The organism is Sulfurimonas sp., from assembly GCF_026988655.1.
Lineage (GTDB): Bacteria > Campylobacterota > Campylobacteria > Campylobacterales > Sulfurimonadaceae > Sulfurimonas.
Map to the genome: position 1 here is coordinate 1 of NZ_JALSKT010000048.1, position 19,534 is coordinate 19,534.

The window sequence follows — 19,534 nt, forward strand, 5'->3', positions numbered from 1 at the left end:
GTGGAAATGTAGGTCGCTGCCTAGTTGATCAGTTCTTTTTATTTAATCACTCCTTTTTATTTTTACCTACTCTTTTTATATCAATCTTTTCTATATTATTGTATTGTTTTCTATTTTTACTCTTCTTTGGTCTTACTTCTCTTTTTATTTCTTTTACTATTTGCTTCATATTTTACTATTTATGTGATAATAATGTTACTTTTTTACACATTGTTATATTTTTATCACATATAGCTAGATTGTATATATCTAAGTTATTATTATGCATTAGTGAATAATTATAGGTTTATAAGAGCTATTTGCCTCTATATATCAAGTGTACAAATAACTATCTCTTTATTTGCTTATAATAACTTCTTTTTTCTTTTATTATATAAATATTTGTAATAGTTGTATCTTTTGAATTAAGACTAAATTAATTTGATGTGCCATACAATACTTGCAATCGAGATAATGTGTTTATCTCAAAATTTTGATATTACTCTGAGGAGAGAAAATGAAAAAAACGATTAAATTAGCAGTTGTAGCTGCTTTAGCTTTAAGTACAACTTCTGCATTTGCAACTAATGGGTCTGCATTAATAGGTTTAGGTGCTAAATCTCGTGCGATGGGTGGAACTAGTATTGGTGTTACTCATGGTGCTGAATCTGGTTTATCTAATCCTGCTCTTATTACATCTGTTGAAGGTACTGAAGTATCGTTCGGTGGTACTTTTTTTATGCCAGATGTTAAGAATACTAATAATATTGGTGGTGGAGATAGTACTGAAACTAGTGCCGCAGACCTAAGTGTTATACCTGAAGTTTCTATTGCTACAAAAATCACAGATAATTTTTATGTTGGTGTTGGTATGTTTGGTACTGCTGGTATGGGTGTTGATTATCGTGATACTGATGCAGTTCAAGCAGGTGGAACACAATTTAATATGGTAACTAATTTACAACTTATGCAATTTGGTGTGCCTTTAGCATATACAATTAGTGGGTTTAGCGTTGCTGTTACACCTCTTTTACAATATGGTTCTTTAGATATTAATTATGTTGGTGATGATGGAGCTGGTAATGCCGTACAAAATGGTGCTGGTGTTGCTCAAGATTTACAATTTGGTTATAACCTCGGTCTTTCTTATGAAATTTCAGATTTTACTCTTGGTGTTGTTTATAAATCTCAGATAGATATGGATTATAAAGATCAACTAGTGAATGCTATGAGTGGTTTTGGTGTTCCATATACAAACACAGAGTTATCTACTCCTGCTGAAATTGGAGTAGGTGTTAGTTATGTTTATGGTAGTAGCACTATTGCGCTTGATTACAAGCAAATTAAATGGTCTGATGCAAAAGGATATGAAGATTTTAAATGGGAAGATCAAAATGTTTACGCACTAGGTTATGAGTATGAAGCTAAAACTTGGGCATTACGTGCAGGTTATAATTATGCAAAAAGTCCAATAAGTGAACAAAAATTGGGTTCATTGGGTGCATTACCAAGTGGTGCAGATATGGCAGGACTTTTAAATACCTTTAATCTTTTAGGATTCCCAGGTATAGTAGAATCTCACTACACTCTTGGTGGTTCATATGCTTTAAGTGAACAAACATCTGTAGATTTAGCGTATACGTATGCTCCTGAGGTTACAAATACATATAAAAACTTTGTAGGTCAAGATATTACTACGAAACACTCACAACAAGGTGTTAGTTTTCAATTAAATTACGATTTTTAATTAGAGCTAACTCTATCTCAATTACACTATCTTAGGATAGTGTAATATATCTTATTACTGCGTTTAATCCTTGTGTATATCTAATTTAATTTTTCCTTCTCTTTGAAGCTATCTTTGAGACTTATGAGTATATTATTTCCATAAATAATCATCATATTAATTAATCTAGGAGAATAAAAGATTTGAATAAAATATATTTTATCATTATAAGTTTTGTTGTGATTTTATTCACAGCTTGCTCAGGTACTGTCCAAGCTCCAAAGAGTGTCAGTAACCCTTATAAGGGTAAATATGTGAGTGCATATCTTATAGGAGAATATGAGAGTGTTGCTAGTGTCAAAGAAAAACTTACAAGTGCTAGCTTTGAGGTTCTTGCTAAGTATTCTCCTGTGTCCAGGGTACGACTATCATCTTTACAAACGCAGCACTTAAGGCTCAAGCTTTAAAATATGGACGCTTAAATGCAGTTGTGCTTCGTCTTTTTAGTGAACTCAGAGCATAAAAAGATTAGATGAAGCTTGAAGAGTTAGCTTCATATCATTTTATGCTTAATACGCCTTATATTATCTTAGCTTCGCGCTTACCTTCTTTAATCTCGCCGATAAGATAACCATCAGTTTTATCAAGAACTGTTTGAACATTTTTCTCATCAACTACAAGTATCATACCAACACCCATATTAAATGCTCTAAACATTTCATCTCTATCAACATGTTCGCTCATAAGTTCAAAAATAGGGAGAACTTGGATAGCATCTTTTTTAACTTCTGCCATTAAGTTTTCAGGAAGTACTCGAGGGAGGTTTTCAACTATTCCGCCACCAGTGATGTGTGCCATAGCGACAATCTCATCTTTGAGTTCTTTAAAGGTTTTTACATAAATATTTGTTGGCTCTAGCAGGACGTCAATTAATGGTTTGCCATGAAAATCATCATTAAAGTTGAGTTTCATTTTTTCAAAAAGTACTTTTCTTGCAAGCGAGAAACCATTTGAATGTAGACCAGAACTTGGAAGTGCTATAAGTTTATGTCCAGCACGAACAAGACTTACTCTGTCCATTTCAGACTTTTCAGCAACACCAACCGCAAAACCAGCTAAATCATAGTCATCCTCACTATACATTCCTGGCATTTCAGCAGTTTCACCACCGATAAGTGCACATTCACTGCGTTTACATCCCTCAGCAATTCCAGCTACTACATTTGTAGCAACATTAACATCTAGCTTACCTGTTGCATAGTAGTCTAAAAAGAAGCTAGGCGTTCCAAAGTTACAGATGAGATCATTTACACACATTGCTACAAGGTCGATGCCTACAGTGTTATGAATCCCACTATCAATGGCAAGTTTTAATTTTGTACCAACACCATCAGTTGCAGCGAGCATTACAGGTTCATTAAAACCTTTTGGAAGTTCAAATGCACCAGCAAATGAACCGATACCACCTAGAACACCAGGGACCTTTGTAGCTTTTACTAAGGGTTTGATATTTTCTACAAAACTATTTCCTGCGTCTATATCAACACCAGCATCTTTATAGCTAATTTGACTCATACTTTACTCCGTATCCTGTGGTAAATCACATTTTTTTGACAAAATACAAAGTGGACAAAAATTAGCAATACCAGCAACGAGAGGGAGTACCCCAAGATAAAACCAGTAGATACCAGTAACAACACCAACAGCAATAAGAGCAAGCCCAACAACTATGCGAACTACCCTACATGTTTTTTTAATTTTATTAAAATCCATTCCATACCTTTAAACTTTTTGTAATTATATCTTTATTAAGTAAAATTAATCCTAATATGCTAAAATCACTTTCAATTAATATATAGGAATTATACAAATGAAAGAATTTATTTATAACGAGATGATGGTTCATGTACCACTTTGTACACATAAAGAGCCTAAAAATGTGCTTATTATTAGCTCAAACGCAGCTGGCTTTGTTGCTGAAGTTAGCAAATATATGGATGATATTAGCTGTGAAGTTATTTCTGCAGATATGAATTTACTACGTGAAGTGGCAGATGATGCTTTTGATGTAGTCATTTCAGAATTAGAAAATGATGCAGCTGTTTTAGCACATATCAATCGTGTTTTAAAAGAAGATGGACTTGTTGTAACAAAAAATCCAAGTCTTGATGAAGCTGATGAAAATAAAAAAATCATGCAAATATTAGGCAAATATGCAACAGTTGTTATGCCTTATAATTTAGGAGACTCTTCGACAGCACTTTTAGCGTCTAAAGTTTACCATCCTACAGCGGATATTATACTCCAACGTGCAGACTTACTTGATGGTTTAGAGTTTTATAACTCTGATGTTCATCCTGCTGCGTTTGCAATGGGGAACAACGTAAGAAAAGAATACTTGGGCATTATTAAAAACTAATGGCGTTTGAGTATGCTATTGCACTTACTGGTAGTATAGCTACTGGTAAGAGTACTGTAGCTTCACTTTTAGGTCTTAATGGCATGCGAGTGATAGATGCAGATACAATTTCTCATGAGATCCTTGATACATCCTCCAAATGGGTTAAAGAAACTTTTGGCTCAGAGTACCTTAACGGAGCGAAAGTAAATAGAAGTAAGCTTGGTGAATATATCTTTTCAAATGAACAAGCAAAAAAAACATTAGAAGAGTACCTCCATCCAAAAATCAAAATAGAAATACAAAATCGAAGCGAGCAACAAGACAAATTTAAATTTCCTTATCTGATAGATATTCCGCTTTTTTTTGAAAATAATAACTACAATATAAAAGAGAGTGTAGTAGTGTATACTCCAAAAGAGTTGCAACTTGAGCGTTTTATGAAAAGAAATGGCTACTCAAAAGAAGAGTCAATGAAAAGGATTGCTTCACAGCTTCCTATTGATGAAAAAAAAGAGCGGGCAACTTGGGTTATTGATAATTCTAAAAACTTAAAACATCTACAAAATGAGGTAGAAGAGTTTGTTTCTAAAATAAAGAAAATCTATAAGAAATAGGAGAACAAAGTGAAAGTTGCAAAATATAGTGCGAATGGAAATGACTTCGTTATTTTTCACTCCAATATAAAAAAAGAACGCTCCGAGCTTGCAAAAGAGTTGTGTCATCGTCAAGATGGTGTTGGGGCTGATGGTCTGATTGTTGTTCTGACAGATGAAAAAGAAGAAAATAGATACGATTTTGAATGGCAATTTTACAACTCAGATGGCTCTCATGCAGATATGTGTGGGAATGGAAGTAGAGCTTGTACTCACTATGCCTATAATAATGCCTTAGCAGAAAAAAAGATGAAATTTTTAACAGGGGCAGGTATCATAGCGGCTAGGGTGGAAGATAACACGCCTACTAGTGCAATGGTTGAGAGTGACCTCACTCCTCCGAAGATACTTGAAAAAGAGATAATCTATAATGAAAAAATTTGGTGGCTTATAGATACTGGTGTTCCTCATCTTGTCCGCTACAGTGAAAATATCAATGAGTTTGATATTGAAGAGGCAAGAGAGTTACGTTACATCTATAATGCAAATGTAAATATAATGCAGATAGAGGGTGAAAACTTAAGAGTTCGTACTTATGAACGCGGTGTTGAAGATGAAACACTTGCTTGTGGCACTGGGATGTCAGCTTGTTTTTATAGAGCATTTATGGAGGAAAAAGTAAAAAATAATATTGAAGTTTATCCAACGAGTGGAGATACTTTATTTCTTGGGTACAATGGAGAGACTATTACTTTTAAGGGAAGAGTGAAAAAAACCTTTGAAACAGACTGGGCTAATTAAAGTCCAGCTGCCTCAACGATTTTAGTTTGATGATCCGCGATGAGGGGTTCTACGATTTCATCTAAAAGTCCCCCACTCATAATCTCATTTAAACGGTAAAGTGTAAGATTTATTCTATGGTCACTTATACGGTTTTGAGGATAGTTATAAGTACGAATACGACCACTTCTATCTCCGCTTCCTACTTGTGCTGCACGTTCTGCTGCATTTTCAGACTGTTGTTCTTGCATCTCTAAGTCATAAAGTCTCGCTTTGAGTACTTTCATTGCTTTTTCACGATTTTTATGTTGTGATTTTTGATCTTGATTTGTTACGACTAAACCTGATGGTAAGTGAGTAATTCTCACTGCTGAATCGGTAGTATTTACAGATTGGCCACCACAACCAGATGAACGCATAACGTCTATCTTTAAATCTTTATCTTCAATGACTACTTCAACATCATCAACTTCAGGCATAACAGCTACTGTAATTGCTGATGTGTGAACACGCCCTTGGGACTCTGTTGCTGGAACACGCTGAACTCTATGAGTTCCGCCTTCGTATTTCAAACGACTATAAACCTGTTCCCCTTTAATAAGGGCTGTAACTTCTTTGTATCCACCAGAATCAGAAGGCGATGTGCTTATAATTTCGATTTTCCAACCACGAAGGTCAGCATAACGGGTATAAGCATCAAATAAATCTCCAACAAAAATAGCAGCTTCATCTCCACCAGCACCAGCACGAAGTTCTACGATAATATTTCTATCATCATTTGGATCTTTTGGTAAAAGAAGCATTTTAATCTCTTCTTCTATAAGTGGTTTTTTAGGTTCTAGCTCTTTAAGTTCTTCTTTTGCCATTTCGCCCATTTCAGCATCACTAAGCATCTCTTTTGTATCTGCAATATCTGCGATCAAAGCTTGATACTCTTTTGCTTTTTCAACGATTGGTAAAAGATTTGATTGTTCTTTGGAGAGGTCTGTCATCCGCTTGATGTCAGAAGTTATGTCAGGTGAACTTAGCAATTCGCTAAGTTCATTATAGCGCGTGATAAACGGTGTGAGTTTATCTGCTAGCATATGTTATGCTCTGATTATATTGCGTTTACAGATTTGTGTAGACGACTTACTTTTCTAGCTGCAGTCTCTTTTTTCAAGATACCTTTGCTTACAAATTTATGAATTTGTTGGTTAGCTACTTTAAATGCTGCTTGTGCTTCTTCTTTGTTACCAGCTTCGATTGCTGTGCTAACTGCTTTTACAATGTTTTTAAGACGAGTTCTGTAGAAACGATTACGTTCAGTACGAACGATTGTTTGGCGAATTCTCTTAATTGATGACTTGTGATTTGCCATTATTTTGTCCTTTTTGGAAATTAAGTGCGGAATAATAACTTAAAAATAATTAAAATTAAGTTAAAGTCAAGGTGAATATCTAAAATAGAGCTAAATTAATATATTTATGTTAAAATACAACAATTTAAAATTGGATGAAAATATGAAATTATTTGGAACAGATGGAGTAAGGGGAGAAGCGGGATCTTTTTTAACTGCGGGTTTGGCTATGCGCGTTGCAATGGCTGCTGGAATATACTTTAAAGAGCATTCTAAGAATAAAAGAATTTTAGTTGGAAAAGATACGCGTATAAGTGGCTATATGATAGAAAATGCAATTGTTGCAGGTTTGACAGCTACAGGATATGATGTAATTCAGATTGGTCCTATGCCAACTCCAGCTATTGCTTTTATTACTGAAAATATGCGTTGCGATGCGGGAATAATGATATCAGCTTCTCATAACTCTTTTGAAGATAATGGTATCAAATTTTTTGATGGACTAGGAAATAAACTTTCTCAAGAGATTGAAAAACAAATTGAAGATATAGCAAATGATTCTGAAGCTATTTTAGCAGGACAGGTTACAGGGAAAAAAATAGGTAAGGCAAAAAGAATTGATGATGTAATTGGTCGTTATATTGTTCAGCTAAAAAACTCTTTTCCATTGGATATGACACTCAACGGTATGAGAATTGTACTTGACACTGCAAATGGTGCAGCCTATAAAGTTGGACCAACTGTACTAGAAGAGCTTGGAGCTGATGTAATCGTTTTGCATAATACTCCTGATGGCTATAACATAAATGAAGGATGTGGGGCTTTACATCCTAAAGAACTCAGTGAAAATGTTTTAAAATACCGTGCTGATTTAGGTATCGCTCTTGATGGTGATGCGGATAGGCTTGTTGTTGTTGATGAAAAAGGTGAGATAGTTGAGGGTGATCACCTCTTAGGTGCATTAGGTGTTTATATGCACCAAACAGGTATGCTTAAGGGCAATGGCATTGTTTCTACTGTAATGAGTAACCAAGGACTTGAAGATTATGTGAACGATAATGGTTTAGAGCTTTATCGTTCTAATGTTGGAGACAAGTTTGTTCTAGAAGTAATGAAAGAGCAGGGTATTAACTTTGGCGGTGAACAAAGTGGGCATATCATAGTAAGTGATTTTGCAAAAACAGGTGATGGCCTTGTAAGTGCATTGCAGATCCTTGCACTACTGATACGCACAAATAAAAAAGCTTCAAAAGTCTTACGCCCTTTTAAACTCTATCCACAAAAACTGAAAAATGTTAAAGTTAAAGTAAAAAAACCTTTGGATGAAATAGATGGTCTTGCTCAAAAGCTTTTAGAGATTGAAAGCGATAATATTCGTCATTTGGTTCGTTACTCAGGAACAGAAAAAAAACTAAGAGTTTTACTTGAAGGCAAAGACAATAAAAAGCTTAACAATGCAATGGAAGAACTCATAGATTTCTTCGAAAAGGCTTTAAATGCATAATAGAAGTCATAGTAACATCTTACTGCGTTTGAGTGCGATTTTACTCTTCTCTATGGCGGGAGTATTTATTGTAGATCAAAACATTAAGACGTTGTTTGTTGAAGGCTTTAGGTATTACACAGACTGTATAGATTTAATTTTAGTTTACAATAAAGGCGTTGCTTTTTCTATGTTTGCTTTTTTAGCAGACTATCTCAAGTATATTCAACTCGTGTTGGTTACGGGAGTGATGGCATATGTTTTTTTCTTGAGAAAACTTTGTTATGCGATGCCTGCAGGAATACTCCTTGGAGGAGCATTTTCAAATATTTATGATCGCTTTGTGCATGAGGGTGTTGTTGATATGGTCTATTGGCATTGTGGTTTTAACTTCGCTGTTTTTAATTTTGCAGATGTAATGATAGATCTTGCTGTGGTTTGGATACTTGTTTTGAACTTGAAACCGCAGCTTTGTAAAAGCTAGATAAAAGCAGTTTTTTGGTATTATTGCTCAAAATAATAGTATCAATACTATAGAATATAACATAAATAAAAGGAAATTGATGGAAATCAAATCAAACAAAATCAATGGTGCAAATGCTGAAATAGAAGCTGTAATCTCAATGGATGAGGTAAAAGCTAACATAGAAAAAATTGCTAAGCAACTTTCTAAAACTGCAAATGTTCAAGGCTTCCGTAAAGGAAAAGTTCCTGTTGCAATTATCAAAAAGCAATATGGTGAAAAACTTGTTGAAGATGCAGAAGCAGAAGCATTAAGAGAAGTGCTTGCAAAAGGTTTAGATGAGTTGGCAATTGCAAATGAGTCTTTGATTGGTGAGCCAAATATTTCTAAATTTGACAAAAGTGATGACAAAATTGAAGTAGCTATTAAAGTTGCAATGCGTCCACAAATTGATTTAGACAATGTTAAATCTTTGGTACCTGAGTTTACAAAACCAGAAGTGACTGATGAAGAAGTTGAAAAAAGAATTAAAGAAATAGCTGAAAATCAAGCTCCTTTAGTTGATATCAAACGTAACCGTAAAATGAAAGAGGGTGATACTGCTGTTATTGATTTTGAAGGTTTTGTTGATGGAGATGCTTTTGAGGGTGGTAGTGCAAAAGATTTTGAACTTCTTTTAGGTTCTGGTCAGTTTATCCCTGGATTTGAAGATCAACTTGTTGGTGTAAAAAGAGATGAAGAAGTTACTATCAATGTTACTTTCCCCCAAAGTTATGGTTCAGATGCTTTAGCTGGCAAAGATGCAGAGTTTAAAGTAAAAGTAAACGGCATTAAAGTAAAAGATGATGTTGTTATTGATGATGAACTTGCAAAGAAACTCCTTCCAGGTGAAGAAGATGCGACACTTGAGAAATTAAAAGAAGAAGTAAAAAAAGCGATAGCTCAAGAAAAACTTGCAAAACTTTACAATGAAGATTTAAAACCAAAGCTTTTAGAAGCTTTAGTAGAAAAAATCGAGTTTGATCTTCCTGAATTTGTTGTAGAGCAAGAAATTGATATGGCATTAAACAAAAAAGCTTCTGATATGAGTGAAGATGAGATCAAAGAGCTTCGTGAAAATGCAGATAAACTTAAAGAACTTCGCGAAACATTCCGTGATGATGCAATAAAAAGTGTAAAAGCAACTTTTATCATTGATGCTTTAGCGCAAGATCTTGGCATCAAAGTGGAAGAACAAGAAGTTATGCAAACTATCTACTACGAAGCAATGCAAATGGGTCAAGATCCACAAAAAGCTTATGAGCAGTACAAAGAAGCAGGCTATCTTCCAGCGATACAAATGTCAATGGTAGAAGATAGAGTTTTAACAACTTTATTAAACGAAAAGATTGAAGCGTAAGTTATGAGCTATATTCCTTATGTAGTAGAAAAATCAGGGCGTGGTGAACGCTCTTATGATATCTACTCTCGTCTTTTAAAAGATAGAATTGTTATGTTAAGTGGAGAGGTGAATGACCAAGTTGCTTCTACGATAGTTGCACAATTTTTATTTCTTGAAGCAGAAGACCCAGAAAAAGACATCTATTTTTACATTAACTCTCCTGGTGGCGTTGTTACTGCAGGTATGGCTATCTTTGATACTATGAATTATATTCGTCCTCATGTTGCGACTATCTGTATAGGTCAAGCGGCTTCTATGGGTGCTTTTTTACTCTCAAGTGGTGAAAAAGGGAAACGCTATGCGCTTCCACATGCGAGAATCATGATTCACCAGCCTTTAGGTGGTGCGCAAGGTCAAGCAACAGATATCGCAATTCAAGCAGAAGAGATTCTTCGTATGAAAAAAGAGCTCAATGGCATATTGGCAAAAAATACAGGTCAAAGTATTAAAACTGTAGAAAAAGATACAGATCGTGATAATTTTATGAGTGCTAAAGAAGCAAAAGATTACGGTATGATTGATGAAGTATTAGCAAAAAAAGATAAAGAATAAGGAGCAGATATGGCAGGTGCAACACGAAGTAGAAATCGTAGAAATATTGATGATACTCCAAAAAAAACCAAAGGTGTACCTGTTATAAAAGCACTTGATTCAAATAGTCCTTCTAGCGAGGTAGAACTCTATGCAAAAGAAGTACTCGATGCTCTTATAGCAGACAGTCTTCCTCCTACCCCTGATAATTTTTCCCTTTATTTTGACAGACTTTTAGAAGGTAAAAGTGAAAGCCTTAGAAAACAGATTTTTTCAATGCTTGAACTTGAAGAGAGTAATGATGCTGAAAATACTATTCGTCTTGAACAAAGTTTAAAACAGGGTTTTAGTTCGATAAAAAATATACTCAATGTAACAGCAAATCTTTATAAAAATATGGCGTTAATGACGAAAATATTGGAAAGAAGAAAAGCAGAGCTAAGTGAAAATCCAGAGCTTGGCGAAGCTATGAGCATCGTTGGCGTACTAGAGGGTGATGTCTCAAAATTGAATTCTATTTTGAAATCTCAAAGCTCTCAAATGAAAAATTTTTATGATGACACTGCAAAAATTGTAAAAAATGTTGAAAATGAGACTATATTTGATAATAAATTTGGAGTTTACAATAAACGCTATCTATTAACGAAAATTGAACAAGAGATTGAATTAATTAGTAAATTTAATCATAAAAGTTCGTTGATAATGATAGAGCTTTCTCGTGAACTTAAAAAAAGTATCAAAAATGAAAAAGCTATTATGCTTATGACAAGAACGATTGCGAGACTACTACTCAAAACATCAAGAAGAAGTGATGTTGTAGCGCACTATGGTAATGGTGTTTTTGCAATGCTTTTAAAACATACAGATATAAAAAGCGCGAAAAAAGCCAGTGAAAGGTTATGTGATTTAGTTTCAAATTCAAACTTTTTTCTTGCAGACCGAGAGATACAGCTTCAAATCTCTATTGGTATCACGGCTATTGAAGAAAACTATTCTGTAGAAGAGATAGTGGTAAGCTCAATGGAAGGCATTGAAAAAGCTTATGAAGAAAAAAATAGAGACTATGCAGTTTCATTACGAACAAAATAAGAAAGAGTAGAATATGAAGTTAACAATTGTTGAATATCCAGATAAAAGATTACGACAAATTTCTCAGGATGTAAAAGTTTTTGATGAAAAGCTCCATAATCTTTTAGATGCTATGCATCCGTTTATGATAGAAACAAATGGTATAGGGCTTGCAGCTATTCAAGTGAATCACCCTATTCGAGCATTGGTTTTAAACCTACCTGATGAAGAGGGTGAACAACATCCTGAGAATCTCTTAGAAATTATTAACCCTGTATTGACACGTAAAGAGGGGGAGACAACCTACCAAGAGGGATGTTTAAGTGTTCCGAAGTTTTATGAAGATGTTAAACGCAGTGACTCGGTTACTATTAACTATCAAGATAGACATGGCAACACAAAAACTTTAGATGCTGATGGCTTACTCGCGATTGCTATTCAGCATGAGATGGACCATCTTGAAGGGATTTTATTTATTGACAGACTCTCTTATTCTAGACGTAAAAAGTTTGAAAAAGAGTATAAAAGAATGCAAAAAGAGAAGAAGAAAACTAAATAATCAACTATTATAGTTTCAATTAAATTGAGGTTGCTGTTATGAAAAGAGTCCGTTGTGCAACGTACGAAGGTGTTGATGCTAAGGTCGTTGATGTAGAATCTACATTAACCAAAGGGCTTCCTTCTTTTTCCATTGTAGGTATGGCTTCTACTGCGATTACAGAATCAAAAGAGAGAGTCAAATCTGCACTTTTAAGTAATGACTTTTCATTTCCTCCCAAACGGATAACTTTTTTACTCGCGCCCTCAGAACTTGCAAAATCTGGTTCTCAATTTGACTTGAGTATGGCAGTTCTAATTTTACTTCATGACAGTGCAGAAGATTTTTATGAGTGGTTTGTTTTTGGTGAACTCGGTCTTGATGGGAGTGTCAAAGAAAATATTCAACTCTATCCTCTCATCCTTTCTTTGGCAAATCAAGGTTTAATATCCAAAGCTATAGTCCCGTATGAATCTCTGCAGAAGCTCTCCAAGATACCAAATGTCTCTTTTTATGGGGTGAAGACATTAAATGAAGCAGTAGATATATTAAAAAATCAAGAAAATCATCAACCTAGTATTGCACAAAGTGAAATTGCTTATCCTTTTTATGAACTTACTGGAGAAAAGTATTATTATGTAAAAGAGTATGAAGAAGATTTTATTGATGTCAAAGGGCAAGAAGTGGCAAAACGGGCAGCTTTAATTGCAGCTGCTGGATTTCATAACATTATCTTTGAGGGAAGTCCTGGTTGCGGTAAAAGTATGATAGCTTCACGGCTGCGTTATATTTTACCGCCGATGACTGCTAGCGAGATACTGGATGTAGCTAAGCTTGAAGTGCTTGAAGGGTATGAACCTACATTTAAACCACGTAGATCCTTTACAAATCCACATCATAGTTCTACAAGTGCGAGTATTTTCGGTGGAGGAAGTCACAAAGCCAAGATTGGTGAAGTTGGTCTTGCAAATAACGGTATTTTATTTTTTGATGAGTTACCACATTTTTCTAAAGGCGTTCTAGAATCTTTACGAGAGCCTATGCAGGATGGCAAGATTCGTATCTCGCGTGTAAATTCTAAAGTAGAATATCCTGCCAAGTTTTTATTTGTTGGAGCGATGAATCCATGCCCTTGTGGGAATTTATTAGATAGCCATAAAGAGTGTCGTTGTAGTGATTTGGAAATTCAAAGATACAAAAATAGACTCTCTGATCCATTTCTTGATAGAATCGATTTGAATGTAGTAATGCAAAATGTAAACGCAGAAGATAAGCCAAGTTTTTCATCAAAAGAGATGCATAAAATGGTAGTGGAAGCACATATATTTGCTAAACAAAGAGGTCAAGAGAGTCTAAACGCAGTGATGAAAGATAATGAAATTCAAAAGTATTGCCCAATGGATGAGGAGGCAAAAAACACTTTAGAAATGGCAATAACTAGATTTGGACTCTCTTTTCGTAGCATAAAAAAGGTACAAAAAGTCGCTAGAACTATTGCAGACCTAGAAAAATCACAAATCATATCACAAAAGCATATTTTAGAAGCAATTTCCTATAGAAGAAGATAAGAAAAGTTTTAAGAAACTTTTCCTACTTCATACCATTTTCTTAGCCATGCGTCTATGGGGTTGATAAGTTTGTAGATAACAGGCACAATAAAGAGTGTTAAAATCATAGAACTTATAAGTCCACCGATAATAGAAATAGCCATTGGTGCTTTTGTTTCACTTCCTAGTCCGTCACCTAGTGCTAGAGGTAGCATTGCAAAAACCATAGCAAAAGTTGTCATAAGAATTGGTCTAAGTCTTTTTTCTCCAGCTTCAAGCAGTGCTTCATCGGCATTTTTACCCTCTTTGATAGCTAGGTTTGCAAAGTCTACAAGTAAAACAGCATTTTTCCCAACCATACCCATAAGAAGCATAAACCCAATCATAACAAACAGAGAAAAATGTAGGTGACTCAAATAGAGTGCTAACATAACACCGATGATGCTCAGAGGCAGTGCAAACATGATGATAATGGGTTGAATAAGTGACTCATACAAAATAGCTAAAATAATAAACATTAAGATAAGTGAAAGTCCAATGGCAACACCAAAAGCTTTTCCTGTTTTTGCCATCTCTTCAGCAAATCCTGTAAATCTATATGTTACATCTTTTGGCATAAGCTCATCAATCTTTGCATTTGTATAGTTGACTGCACCACCTAGGTCGAGTCCAAAAAGATCAGCATAGACTGTCACTTGTCTTTGTCTATCATAATGATAAATAGTTGCTTGAGAAGCGCCTTTAGAAATTGCTACAAGTCCATCAAGATAGACTAAGTCACCATTTTTTGTGCGTAGTTGAATCTTTTTGAGATCATTAAGACTTTGACGGTTTGCATCGTCAAATCTGAGTGTGATGTTGTACTGTTTTCCATTCTCTTCAAAGTGAGATATTTCTATATCACTTGAAAAAGCTGTTGCAATTGCACTTGCAATTTGTGTTGCACTAATGCCTAAACGACTTGCATTTTCTCTCAAAATAGTTATATTGTATTGTGGTTTTGGGTCATCAAGATTTGTATCTACATCTACAAAACCTTTTTTTGCTTTGAGATAAGTTACAAGATTTGTTTTCGCTTTTTGCAATGAATCAAAAGAGTCAGATTTGAGCACAATTTGATAAGGGACACTCACCCCTGCACCTTTGATGTTAGGAATAGCAGCAGCGGTGATAAACATATCCTCAGCATAAGGCTTGAGCGCTGCTCTGGTGTTTTGAATGATTTGCTCTTGACCAAGAGAACGTTCTGTTTTTGGGAGGAGTTTTACATAGATAAGGGCTTTATTCTTCTCTTTAGCAGAGTTATAAGCAACACTTAAAGTTGTAAAGGCTACATTGTCATTTTTTTTGATAGCATCTTCAATTATTTTTGATTTATGTATCATATACTCTAGTGAAATACCTGGTTGTGCTTTGATTTTTACTTCAAATTCGGACTTATCTTCTTTTGGTATAAAATCCATACCTATTTTTGGAAAGAGCGAAAGCGAACCAACAAAAAGAGCTAAAACAAGTAAGAGCGTGACAATTTTAAAGCGTAAGACAACTTTTAAAAGCAGGGCATAGATCTTATCTATAAAGACAAAAATAGGCTCAGTTAGATTATAAAACTTACTTTCGCCTTTGTTCAGTATACGTGCACTAAAACTTGGTATAAATGAAAGTGCTATGGTGTAAGAGATAATGATGGCAAAACCAACAGTCATAGCAAAACTCTCAAAGAATTTTCCTACAATTCCACTCATATTTGAAACAGGCATAAAAACTGCAAGAAGCATAGCTGAGATAGCAAAGATTGCAAAAGCCATCTCTTTGGTTCCCTCATAAGCGGCTTCAAATTTGCCCATACCAGATTCAAGTTTTTTATAAATGTTTTCTATGACCACAATGGCATCATCTATAATGATACCTATAGCTAATGTTAATCCTATAAGCGTCATCTTGTTGAGTTCATAATGCATCACATCCATCAGAGCAAATGTACCTAAAATAGAGGCTGGAATAGAGAGTGCTGAAATAAGAGTAATAGTGAAGTTTCGTAAAAAAACAAAAATAATAATAGCTGCAAGTAGTGCACCATAAATAAGGTCAAACTTTACATCTTCAAGTGAGTTAATGATGAAAGGGGTTGTGTCTTGTAATGTTTTTACCTCAAATCTATCTCCTGCTAGTTTTTGTAACTTCGGAATAGTGTTTTTCACACGTTGGACGATATCGATGGTATTTGTGCCAGAAATTTTTTGAATCTCAAGCATAACACCAGGAACGCCGTTATAAGAAGAGTAACTGTCTGCATCACTAAGGGTATCTTTAACGCTTGCAACATCTTTGAGTCTGATACTATCTTTGATTTTCATATTTTGTAAATCTTGGACACTGAGTGCATCGGCATGAACTTTTAAAATATATTCATTTTTATCCGTGATAAGTTTTCCACCACCAATTTTTACATTTTCATTTGTGACAGCACGGTTAAGCTCAAGAACTGTGATACCATACTTGTTGAGTGCATCGATATCGGGAAAGATTTTTATCTCTCTATCTCTATATCCGATGATATTGACACCACCCACACCCGTTATCTTTTGCAAAGCAGGTTTGGCTTTTTCATCTGCAAAAATCATAAGCTTTGCTAAAGAATCATTCTTTGCGGTTAAGAAGACATTGATGATGGAAGCTCCCCCGATGTCGAGCTTACTTACAAGTGGTGTTTTGGCATCTCTTGGGAGATCAACTGCGGATACTTTGTCACGTACATCATTAGTAGCCTCATCAATGTTACGTTCTAAAAAGAACTTCACCATGATGATACTTGCTCCATCTGTGCTCGTAGAAGTGATGCTGTCCACGCCACCGATTTGAGAGATGGCTTCTTCGATTTTATCTGTTACTTGTGACTCTATTGTGCTTGGCTCAGCACCTGGATATATTGTCTTTACTGTGACTATTGGAAAGTCAATGTTTGGATAGAGTGCTGAGGGCATACTCTTAAAACTCATATATCCAAATATCATCAGTGTAACAACGTACATTAATGTTGTTATAGGTCTGTTGATTGCTAATTTATACATAAAAACCTACTTTTTTGCTTGTGTTTGTGTGTGTATATAACCATCACCAAAAAGTCCTGGTAGAAAATTATCAGCTTTTACTTCTGCGTTTATTTTTCTATCTTGCAGGTTTGCTCTTGGATAAACTTTTGATATTTTAGCACTGTATTTTTTTGTATCTCCGTCAAGTTTATACTGAAATAGATCACCAACCTTGACAAGTTTTCTGTTTTTTTGATCAAAAGAAAGAAGTAGTTTACGTTTTGATCCACTTTGAATCTTAAACGCAGTACGAAGCATCATACCACTCACTGCATCCCCGATCTCTATCTCTTTGTCATAGATGACCCCAGTAAAAGGTGCTTTAAGAAAGGTCTTATTGTAGAGGGCTTGTTGATAGGCAAGTTGATTTTTTGCACTTTCATATTTGTTAGCAACTGCATCAAATTTTGCTTCATCGATAAGACTTTTGATCTTGAGTTGTCTTTCATAATCTTTTTGTGCATATTTGTAAGTAGTTTTTGCTACTTCAAGCATGGCTTTGATGTCACTGTTTTGAAGCTCTGCTAAGATTTCACCTTTTTTTACCTTAGAACCAACCGTGACATAAATTTTATTGACGATACCGCTGGCAATAAAAGCGAGATTTGCATCTTTATCTGCTTTGACGATAAATGTTGTGTAAACATCAGCAGCATTTGTAAGACTCACTAACATGATAAGTGTAAGTAGTATTTTTTTCATTATTTTATTTCCTCTTGTATATTTTTTCCACTGTAGTAGTAATAGGTTGCATATGCAACTTCTAAGTCATTTAAAGAGCTCTCATACAGTGCTTTTGAACTTGTCTTTTTTGTGAGTGCATCAAGATAGATGATATAGTCAACTATGCCCGCATTGTATTTTTTCTCTATGGTATGAAAGGCACTCTTGGCTGCGTTTAGCGCACTTTTTGCACTTAAAATCTTGAGTTTTGCTGTGGCAATCCTTGCTTTTGCGAGTTCATACTCTGTTTGTTGCTCTTTTGTTTGGTAGTTTATCTGTGCATTGAGTACTTTTGCATTGAGGCGTACTGCTTCTTTTGAGCTGCTGATTTGACCGAAATCAAAAAGACGCATATTTACTGTAAGCATGATTTTATTTTGATTATCAAGCGGATTTGCTAAGGCTTTTGTTTGTGGGTCAAGTCTATCATATCCATAAACCGAGAAGGTGTCTTCTATGCGTATATTTGGATAGTAAAAGCTATCTACTGCGTTTGAAGCTGCATTTATGGCATTTTTTTGTGCAATGATGGCTTGTATATTTTCTAATGTTGCAAAATTTTCGTTTTCTTCTTTCTTAAACGCAGTAGCTTCAAAGCTTTTGATTTTTGCACCTGTTGTTAGCTCAAGTTTTGATTTTAAAGAGAGAATGTCAAACTTAATGGTTTCAATATTGTAGATATTGGTGTCGTAGTCAGCTTGGACTCTTTGAACATCATCAATTGTTGCCATTTTCGCTTCATAAAATTTTGTTATTTTTTCTAGTTGTGCTTTGAGTGTTTTTTGTGCTTCTTCTCTTGCATTGAGTGAAGCTTGCAAACTCTTAATGGCAAAAAAATCTTGTGTGATGCCTAATGCGAGTGACTTTTTGTATGCAGTTGTCTCAAACGCAGCAGATTGGAGTGTTTGTGCTTTTTCATCTACTAAAGCACTGCGTTTACCACCATCATAGATATCAAAACCTACTTTGGCAAAGGCACTGTATATATCGCCTGCTTGAAAAGGAGTGGCTGCATCATCACGTTTGTAAAAACCACCAATATCAACCGTTGGATAGTAGCTACTTTTTTGAGAATCAAGCGCTTGTGCTTTTGAAGCTTCATTGTATTTTTTTGCCGTGACTAAGTCATTGTGTTTTTGTGCTAAATCTATAAGTTCTTTAAGATTTTGGGCACAAAGTAGGGCAGGAACTAAAACAAGAAATGTTGCAATGCTTTTTTTCATTTTTTTACCTCTATAAGAGAAAATATTGTCTCTATATTTACATTGAGTTCTTTTTGCAAGTCCTCAATTGTATTTGTTGTACTGTCGGCTATAAACATGCCTTCTCCTAGTGCAAAGAGACCTTTTGCGAGGTGGATAGACTCAGGGAGTATCTCTTTGTTATCTATACCTTCTTGAATGATTTCACACATCCAGTTAAAATATTTGTTCACACAAGTTGTTTGAAACTCTTTCATGTGTAGATTTGGTGAACTGAGGTTGATTGAGATAAAATCTTTGTAAATCTCTCTAAGTTGTGCTGTCTCATCACAATAGAAAAATTCTGCAAAAATTTTCACTCTCTCTTTCGTTGTTTGTGCTTTTTGTAACTTTTTCTTTTTTATCACATCGTAATCTTCAAGCATGATGTTGAGGAGTTCAAAGACGATTTCTTCTTTGTTAAGAAAGTAGTCATAAATACTGCCTTTACTCACACCTGCATTTGATGCTATCTTTGATACTGTCAAATCCTTGAGTGAATTTTTAACAAATAATTCTTGACAAGCGAGTGCAATATCCCTCTTCTTTTGTATTTTATCTACGATAATTGCCATAGTTTTGCTCCATT

General features: G+C 34.8%; 20 protein-coding genes. 12 read left to right on the plus strand and 8 right to left on the minus strand.

Translation table 11 applies throughout. From position 1 onward, the window contains the following. Positions 1-496: 496 nt before the first annotated feature. Entirely contained in the window at positions 497-1,726 is a 1,230-nt protein-coding gene (locus MV052_RS04850; protein ID WP_297441514.1) for an outer membrane protein transport protein, read from the plus strand. Between the two features lie 182 nt (positions 1,727-1,908). Further along, complete coding sequence (locus MV052_RS04855; protein ID WP_297441516.1) at positions 1,909-2,172, plus strand: hypothetical protein; 264 nt, start codon at positions 1,909-1,911, stop codon at positions 2,170-2,172. A 112-nt stretch (positions 2,173-2,284) separates the two neighbouring features. On the opposite strand, the gene purM is transcribed toward MV052_RS04855, so the two are convergent. Both purM and MV052_RS04865 read right to left on the minus strand, forming a co-directional pair. Next, on the minus strand, positions 2,285-3,280 hold the full coding sequence (purM, locus tag MV052_RS04860) for a phosphoribosylformylglycinamidine cyclo-ligase (protein WP_297441518.1): 996 nt from the start codon (positions 3,278-3,280) through the stop codon (positions 2,285-2,287). A 3-nt stretch (positions 3,281-3,283) separates the two neighbouring features. Then, the gene (locus MV052_RS04865) at positions 3,284-3,478 is read right to left on the minus strand and encodes a DUF2892 domain-containing protein (protein WP_297441520.1); all 195 of its coding nucleotides are present in this window, start codon (positions 3,476-3,478) and stop codon (positions 3,284-3,286) included. Between the two features lie 97 nt (positions 3,479-3,575). Here MV052_RS04865 and MV052_RS04870 point away from each other — a divergent pair, with 97 nt between their 5' ends. The 3 genes from MV052_RS04870 to dapF are packed head-to-tail and all read left to right on the plus strand — an operon-like array spanning position 3,576 to position 5,500. Beyond that, positions 3,576-4,124, plus strand: a complete 549-nt coding sequence (locus tag MV052_RS04870) for a spermidine synthase (RefSeq protein WP_297441522.1) — start codon at positions 3,576-3,578, stop codon at positions 4,122-4,124. Next, positions 4,124-4,720, plus strand: coding sequence for a dephospho-CoA kinase (gene coaE, locus MV052_RS04875; protein ID WP_297441524.1), 597 nt, complete (start codon positions 4,124-4,126; stop codon positions 4,718-4,720). The genes MV052_RS04870 and coaE overlap by 1 nt, the downstream gene beginning before the upstream one ends. Before the next feature lie 9 nt (positions 4,721-4,729). Further along, positions 4,730-5,500, plus strand: a complete 771-nt coding sequence (dapF, locus tag MV052_RS04880; protein ID WP_297441526.1) for a diaminopimelate epimerase — start codon at positions 4,730-4,732, stop codon at positions 5,498-5,500. Here the strand turns inward: dapF and prfA are convergent. Together prfA and rpsT are read right to left on the minus strand one after the other, a co-directional pair. Beyond that, positions 5,497-6,564, minus strand: a complete 1,068-nt coding sequence (prfA, locus tag MV052_RS04885) for a peptide chain release factor 1 (protein WP_297441528.1) — start codon at positions 6,562-6,564, stop codon at positions 5,497-5,499. The two genes, dapF and prfA, sit on opposite strands and share 4 nt — an antisense overlap. Before the next feature lie 14 nt (positions 6,565-6,578). Further along, positions 6,579-6,839 carry a 30S ribosomal protein S20 gene (gene rpsT, locus MV052_RS04890; RefSeq protein ID WP_297441530.1) on the minus strand — a complete coding sequence of 87 codons (261 nt, stop codon included), beginning with the start codon at positions 6,837-6,839 and terminating at the stop codon, positions 6,579-6,581. A gap of 142 nt (positions 6,840-6,981) precedes the next feature. On the opposite strand from rpsT, the gene glmM reads away from it, so the two are divergent. From glmM to MV052_RS04925, 7 genes are all read left to right on the plus strand, one after another. Beyond that, positions 6,982-8,322: a phosphoglucosamine mutase gene (glmM, locus tag MV052_RS04895; RefSeq protein WP_297441532.1), complete on the plus strand. Its 1,341-nt coding sequence runs from the start codon at positions 6,982-6,984 to the stop codon at positions 8,320-8,322. Continuing rightward, positions 8,315-8,785 carry a signal peptidase II gene (gene lspA, locus MV052_RS04900; protein ID WP_297441534.1) on the plus strand — a complete coding sequence of 157 codons (471 nt, stop codon included), beginning with the start codon at positions 8,315-8,317 and terminating at the stop codon, positions 8,783-8,785. Before glmM ends, lspA begins: the two co-directional genes overlap by 8 nt. 79 nt (positions 8,786-8,864) lie before the next feature. Further along, positions 8,865-10,163, plus strand: a complete 1,299-nt coding sequence (gene tig, locus MV052_RS04905) for a trigger factor (protein ID WP_297441535.1) — start codon at positions 8,865-8,867, stop codon at positions 10,161-10,163. Between the two features lie 3 nt (positions 10,164-10,166). After that, positions 10,167-10,757, plus strand: coding sequence for an ATP-dependent Clp endopeptidase proteolytic subunit ClpP (gene clpP, locus MV052_RS04910; protein ID WP_297441537.1), 591 nt, complete (start codon positions 10,167-10,169; stop codon positions 10,755-10,757). A gap of 9 nt (positions 10,758-10,766) precedes the next feature. Further along, positions 10,767-11,825 (plus strand): GGDEF domain-containing protein, encoded by a 1,059-nt coding sequence (locus MV052_RS04915; protein ID WP_297441539.1) that lies wholly within the window; start codon positions 10,767-10,769, stop codon positions 11,823-11,825. 13 nt (positions 11,826-11,838) lie between these two features. Beyond that, a complete protein-coding gene (gene def / locus MV052_RS04920; protein WP_297441541.1) occupies positions 11,839-12,363 on the plus strand; it encodes a peptide deformylase in 525 nt (174 codons plus the stop codon). A 38-nt stretch (positions 12,364-12,401) separates the two neighbouring features. Then, the gene (locus MV052_RS04925; RefSeq protein ID WP_297441543.1) at positions 12,402-13,910 is read left to right on the plus strand and encodes a YifB family Mg chelatase-like AAA ATPase; all 1,509 of its coding nucleotides are present in this window, start codon (positions 12,402-12,404) and stop codon (positions 13,908-13,910) included. A gap of 8 nt (positions 13,911-13,918) precedes the next feature. Here MV052_RS04925 and MV052_RS04930 read toward each other — a convergent pair whose 3' ends face one another. The 4 genes from MV052_RS04930 to MV052_RS04945 are packed head-to-tail and all read right to left on the minus strand — an operon-like array spanning position 13,919 to position 19,520. Continuing rightward, positions 13,919-16,960, minus strand: coding sequence for an efflux RND transporter permease subunit (locus MV052_RS04930; protein ID WP_297441545.1), 3,042 nt, complete (start codon positions 16,958-16,960; stop codon positions 13,919-13,921). 6 nt (positions 16,961-16,966) lie between these two features. Beyond that, positions 16,967-17,683 carry an HlyD family efflux transporter periplasmic adaptor subunit gene (locus MV052_RS04935; protein ID WP_297441546.1) on the minus strand — a complete coding sequence of 239 codons (717 nt, stop codon included), beginning with the start codon at positions 17,681-17,683 and terminating at the stop codon, positions 16,967-16,969. Next, a complete protein-coding gene (locus tag MV052_RS04940) occupies positions 17,683-18,927 on the minus strand; it encodes a TolC family protein (protein ID WP_297441548.1) in 1,245 nt (414 codons plus the stop codon). The genes MV052_RS04935 and MV052_RS04940 overlap by 1 nt, the downstream gene beginning before the upstream one ends. After that, complete coding sequence (locus tag MV052_RS04945; protein ID WP_297441549.1) at positions 18,924-19,520, minus strand: TetR/AcrR family transcriptional regulator; 597 nt, start codon at positions 19,518-19,520, stop codon at positions 18,924-18,926. Before MV052_RS04945 ends, MV052_RS04940 begins: the two co-directional genes overlap by 4 nt. Positions 19,521-19,534: the final 14 nt, after the last annotated feature.

What these genes read in the sequence shown, in the direction of transcription:
- MV052_RS04850 (WP_297441514.1), top strand. Translation starts at nt 497, where the DNA reads ATGAAAAAAACGATTAAATTAGCAGTTGTAGCTGCTTTAGCTTTAAGT.
- purM (WP_297441518.1), bottom strand. Translation starts at nt 3,280, where the DNA reads ATGAGTCAAATTAGCTATAAAGATGCTGGTGTTGATATAGACGCAGGA.
- MV052_RS04865 (WP_297441520.1), bottom strand. Translation starts at nt 3,478, where the DNA reads ATGGATTTTAATAAAATTAAAAAAACATGTAGGGTAGTTCGCATAGTT.
- MV052_RS04870 (WP_297441522.1), top strand. Translation starts at nt 3,576, where the DNA reads ATGAAAGAATTTATTTATAACGAGATGATGGTTCATGTACCACTTTGT.
- coaE (WP_297441524.1), top strand. Translation starts at nt 4,124, where the DNA reads ATGGCGTTTGAGTATGCTATTGCACTTACTGGTAGTATAGCTACTGGT.
- prfA (WP_297441528.1), bottom strand. Translation starts at nt 6,564, where the DNA reads ATGCTAGCAGATAAACTCACACCGTTTATCACGCGCTATAATGAACTT.
- rpsT (WP_297441530.1), bottom strand. Translation starts at nt 6,839, where the DNA reads ATGGCAAATCACAAGTCATCAATTAAGAGAATTCGCCAAACAATCGTT.
- glmM (WP_297441532.1), top strand. Translation starts at nt 6,982, where the DNA reads ATGAAATTATTTGGAACAGATGGAGTAAGGGGAGAAGCGGGATCTTTT.
- lspA (WP_297441534.1), top strand. Translation starts at nt 8,315, where the DNA reads ATGCATAATAGAAGTCATAGTAACATCTTACTGCGTTTGAGTGCGATT.
- tig (WP_297441535.1), top strand. Translation starts at nt 8,865, where the DNA reads ATGGAAATCAAATCAAACAAAATCAATGGTGCAAATGCTGAAATAGAA.
- clpP (WP_297441537.1), top strand. Translation starts at nt 10,167, where the DNA reads ATGAGCTATATTCCTTATGTAGTAGAAAAATCAGGGCGTGGTGAACGC.
- MV052_RS04915 (WP_297441539.1), top strand. Translation starts at nt 10,767, where the DNA reads ATGGCAGGTGCAACACGAAGTAGAAATCGTAGAAATATTGATGATACT.
- def (WP_297441541.1), top strand. Translation starts at nt 11,839, where the DNA reads ATGAAGTTAACAATTGTTGAATATCCAGATAAAAGATTACGACAAATT.
- MV052_RS04925 (WP_297441543.1), top strand. Translation starts at nt 12,402, where the DNA reads ATGAAAAGAGTCCGTTGTGCAACGTACGAAGGTGTTGATGCTAAGGTC.
- MV052_RS04930 (WP_297441545.1), bottom strand. Translation starts at nt 16,960, where the DNA reads ATGTATAAATTAGCAATCAACAGACCTATAACAACATTAATGTACGTT.
- MV052_RS04935 (WP_297441546.1), bottom strand. Translation starts at nt 17,683, where the DNA reads ATGAAAAAAATACTACTTACACTTATCATGTTAGTGAGTCTTACAAAT.
- MV052_RS04940 (WP_297441548.1), bottom strand. Translation starts at nt 18,927, where the DNA reads ATGAAAAAAAGCATTGCAACATTTCTTGTTTTAGTTCCTGCCCTACTT.
- MV052_RS04945 (WP_297441549.1), bottom strand. Translation starts at nt 19,520, where the DNA reads ATGGCAATTATCGTAGATAAAATACAAAAGAAGAGGGATATTGCACTC.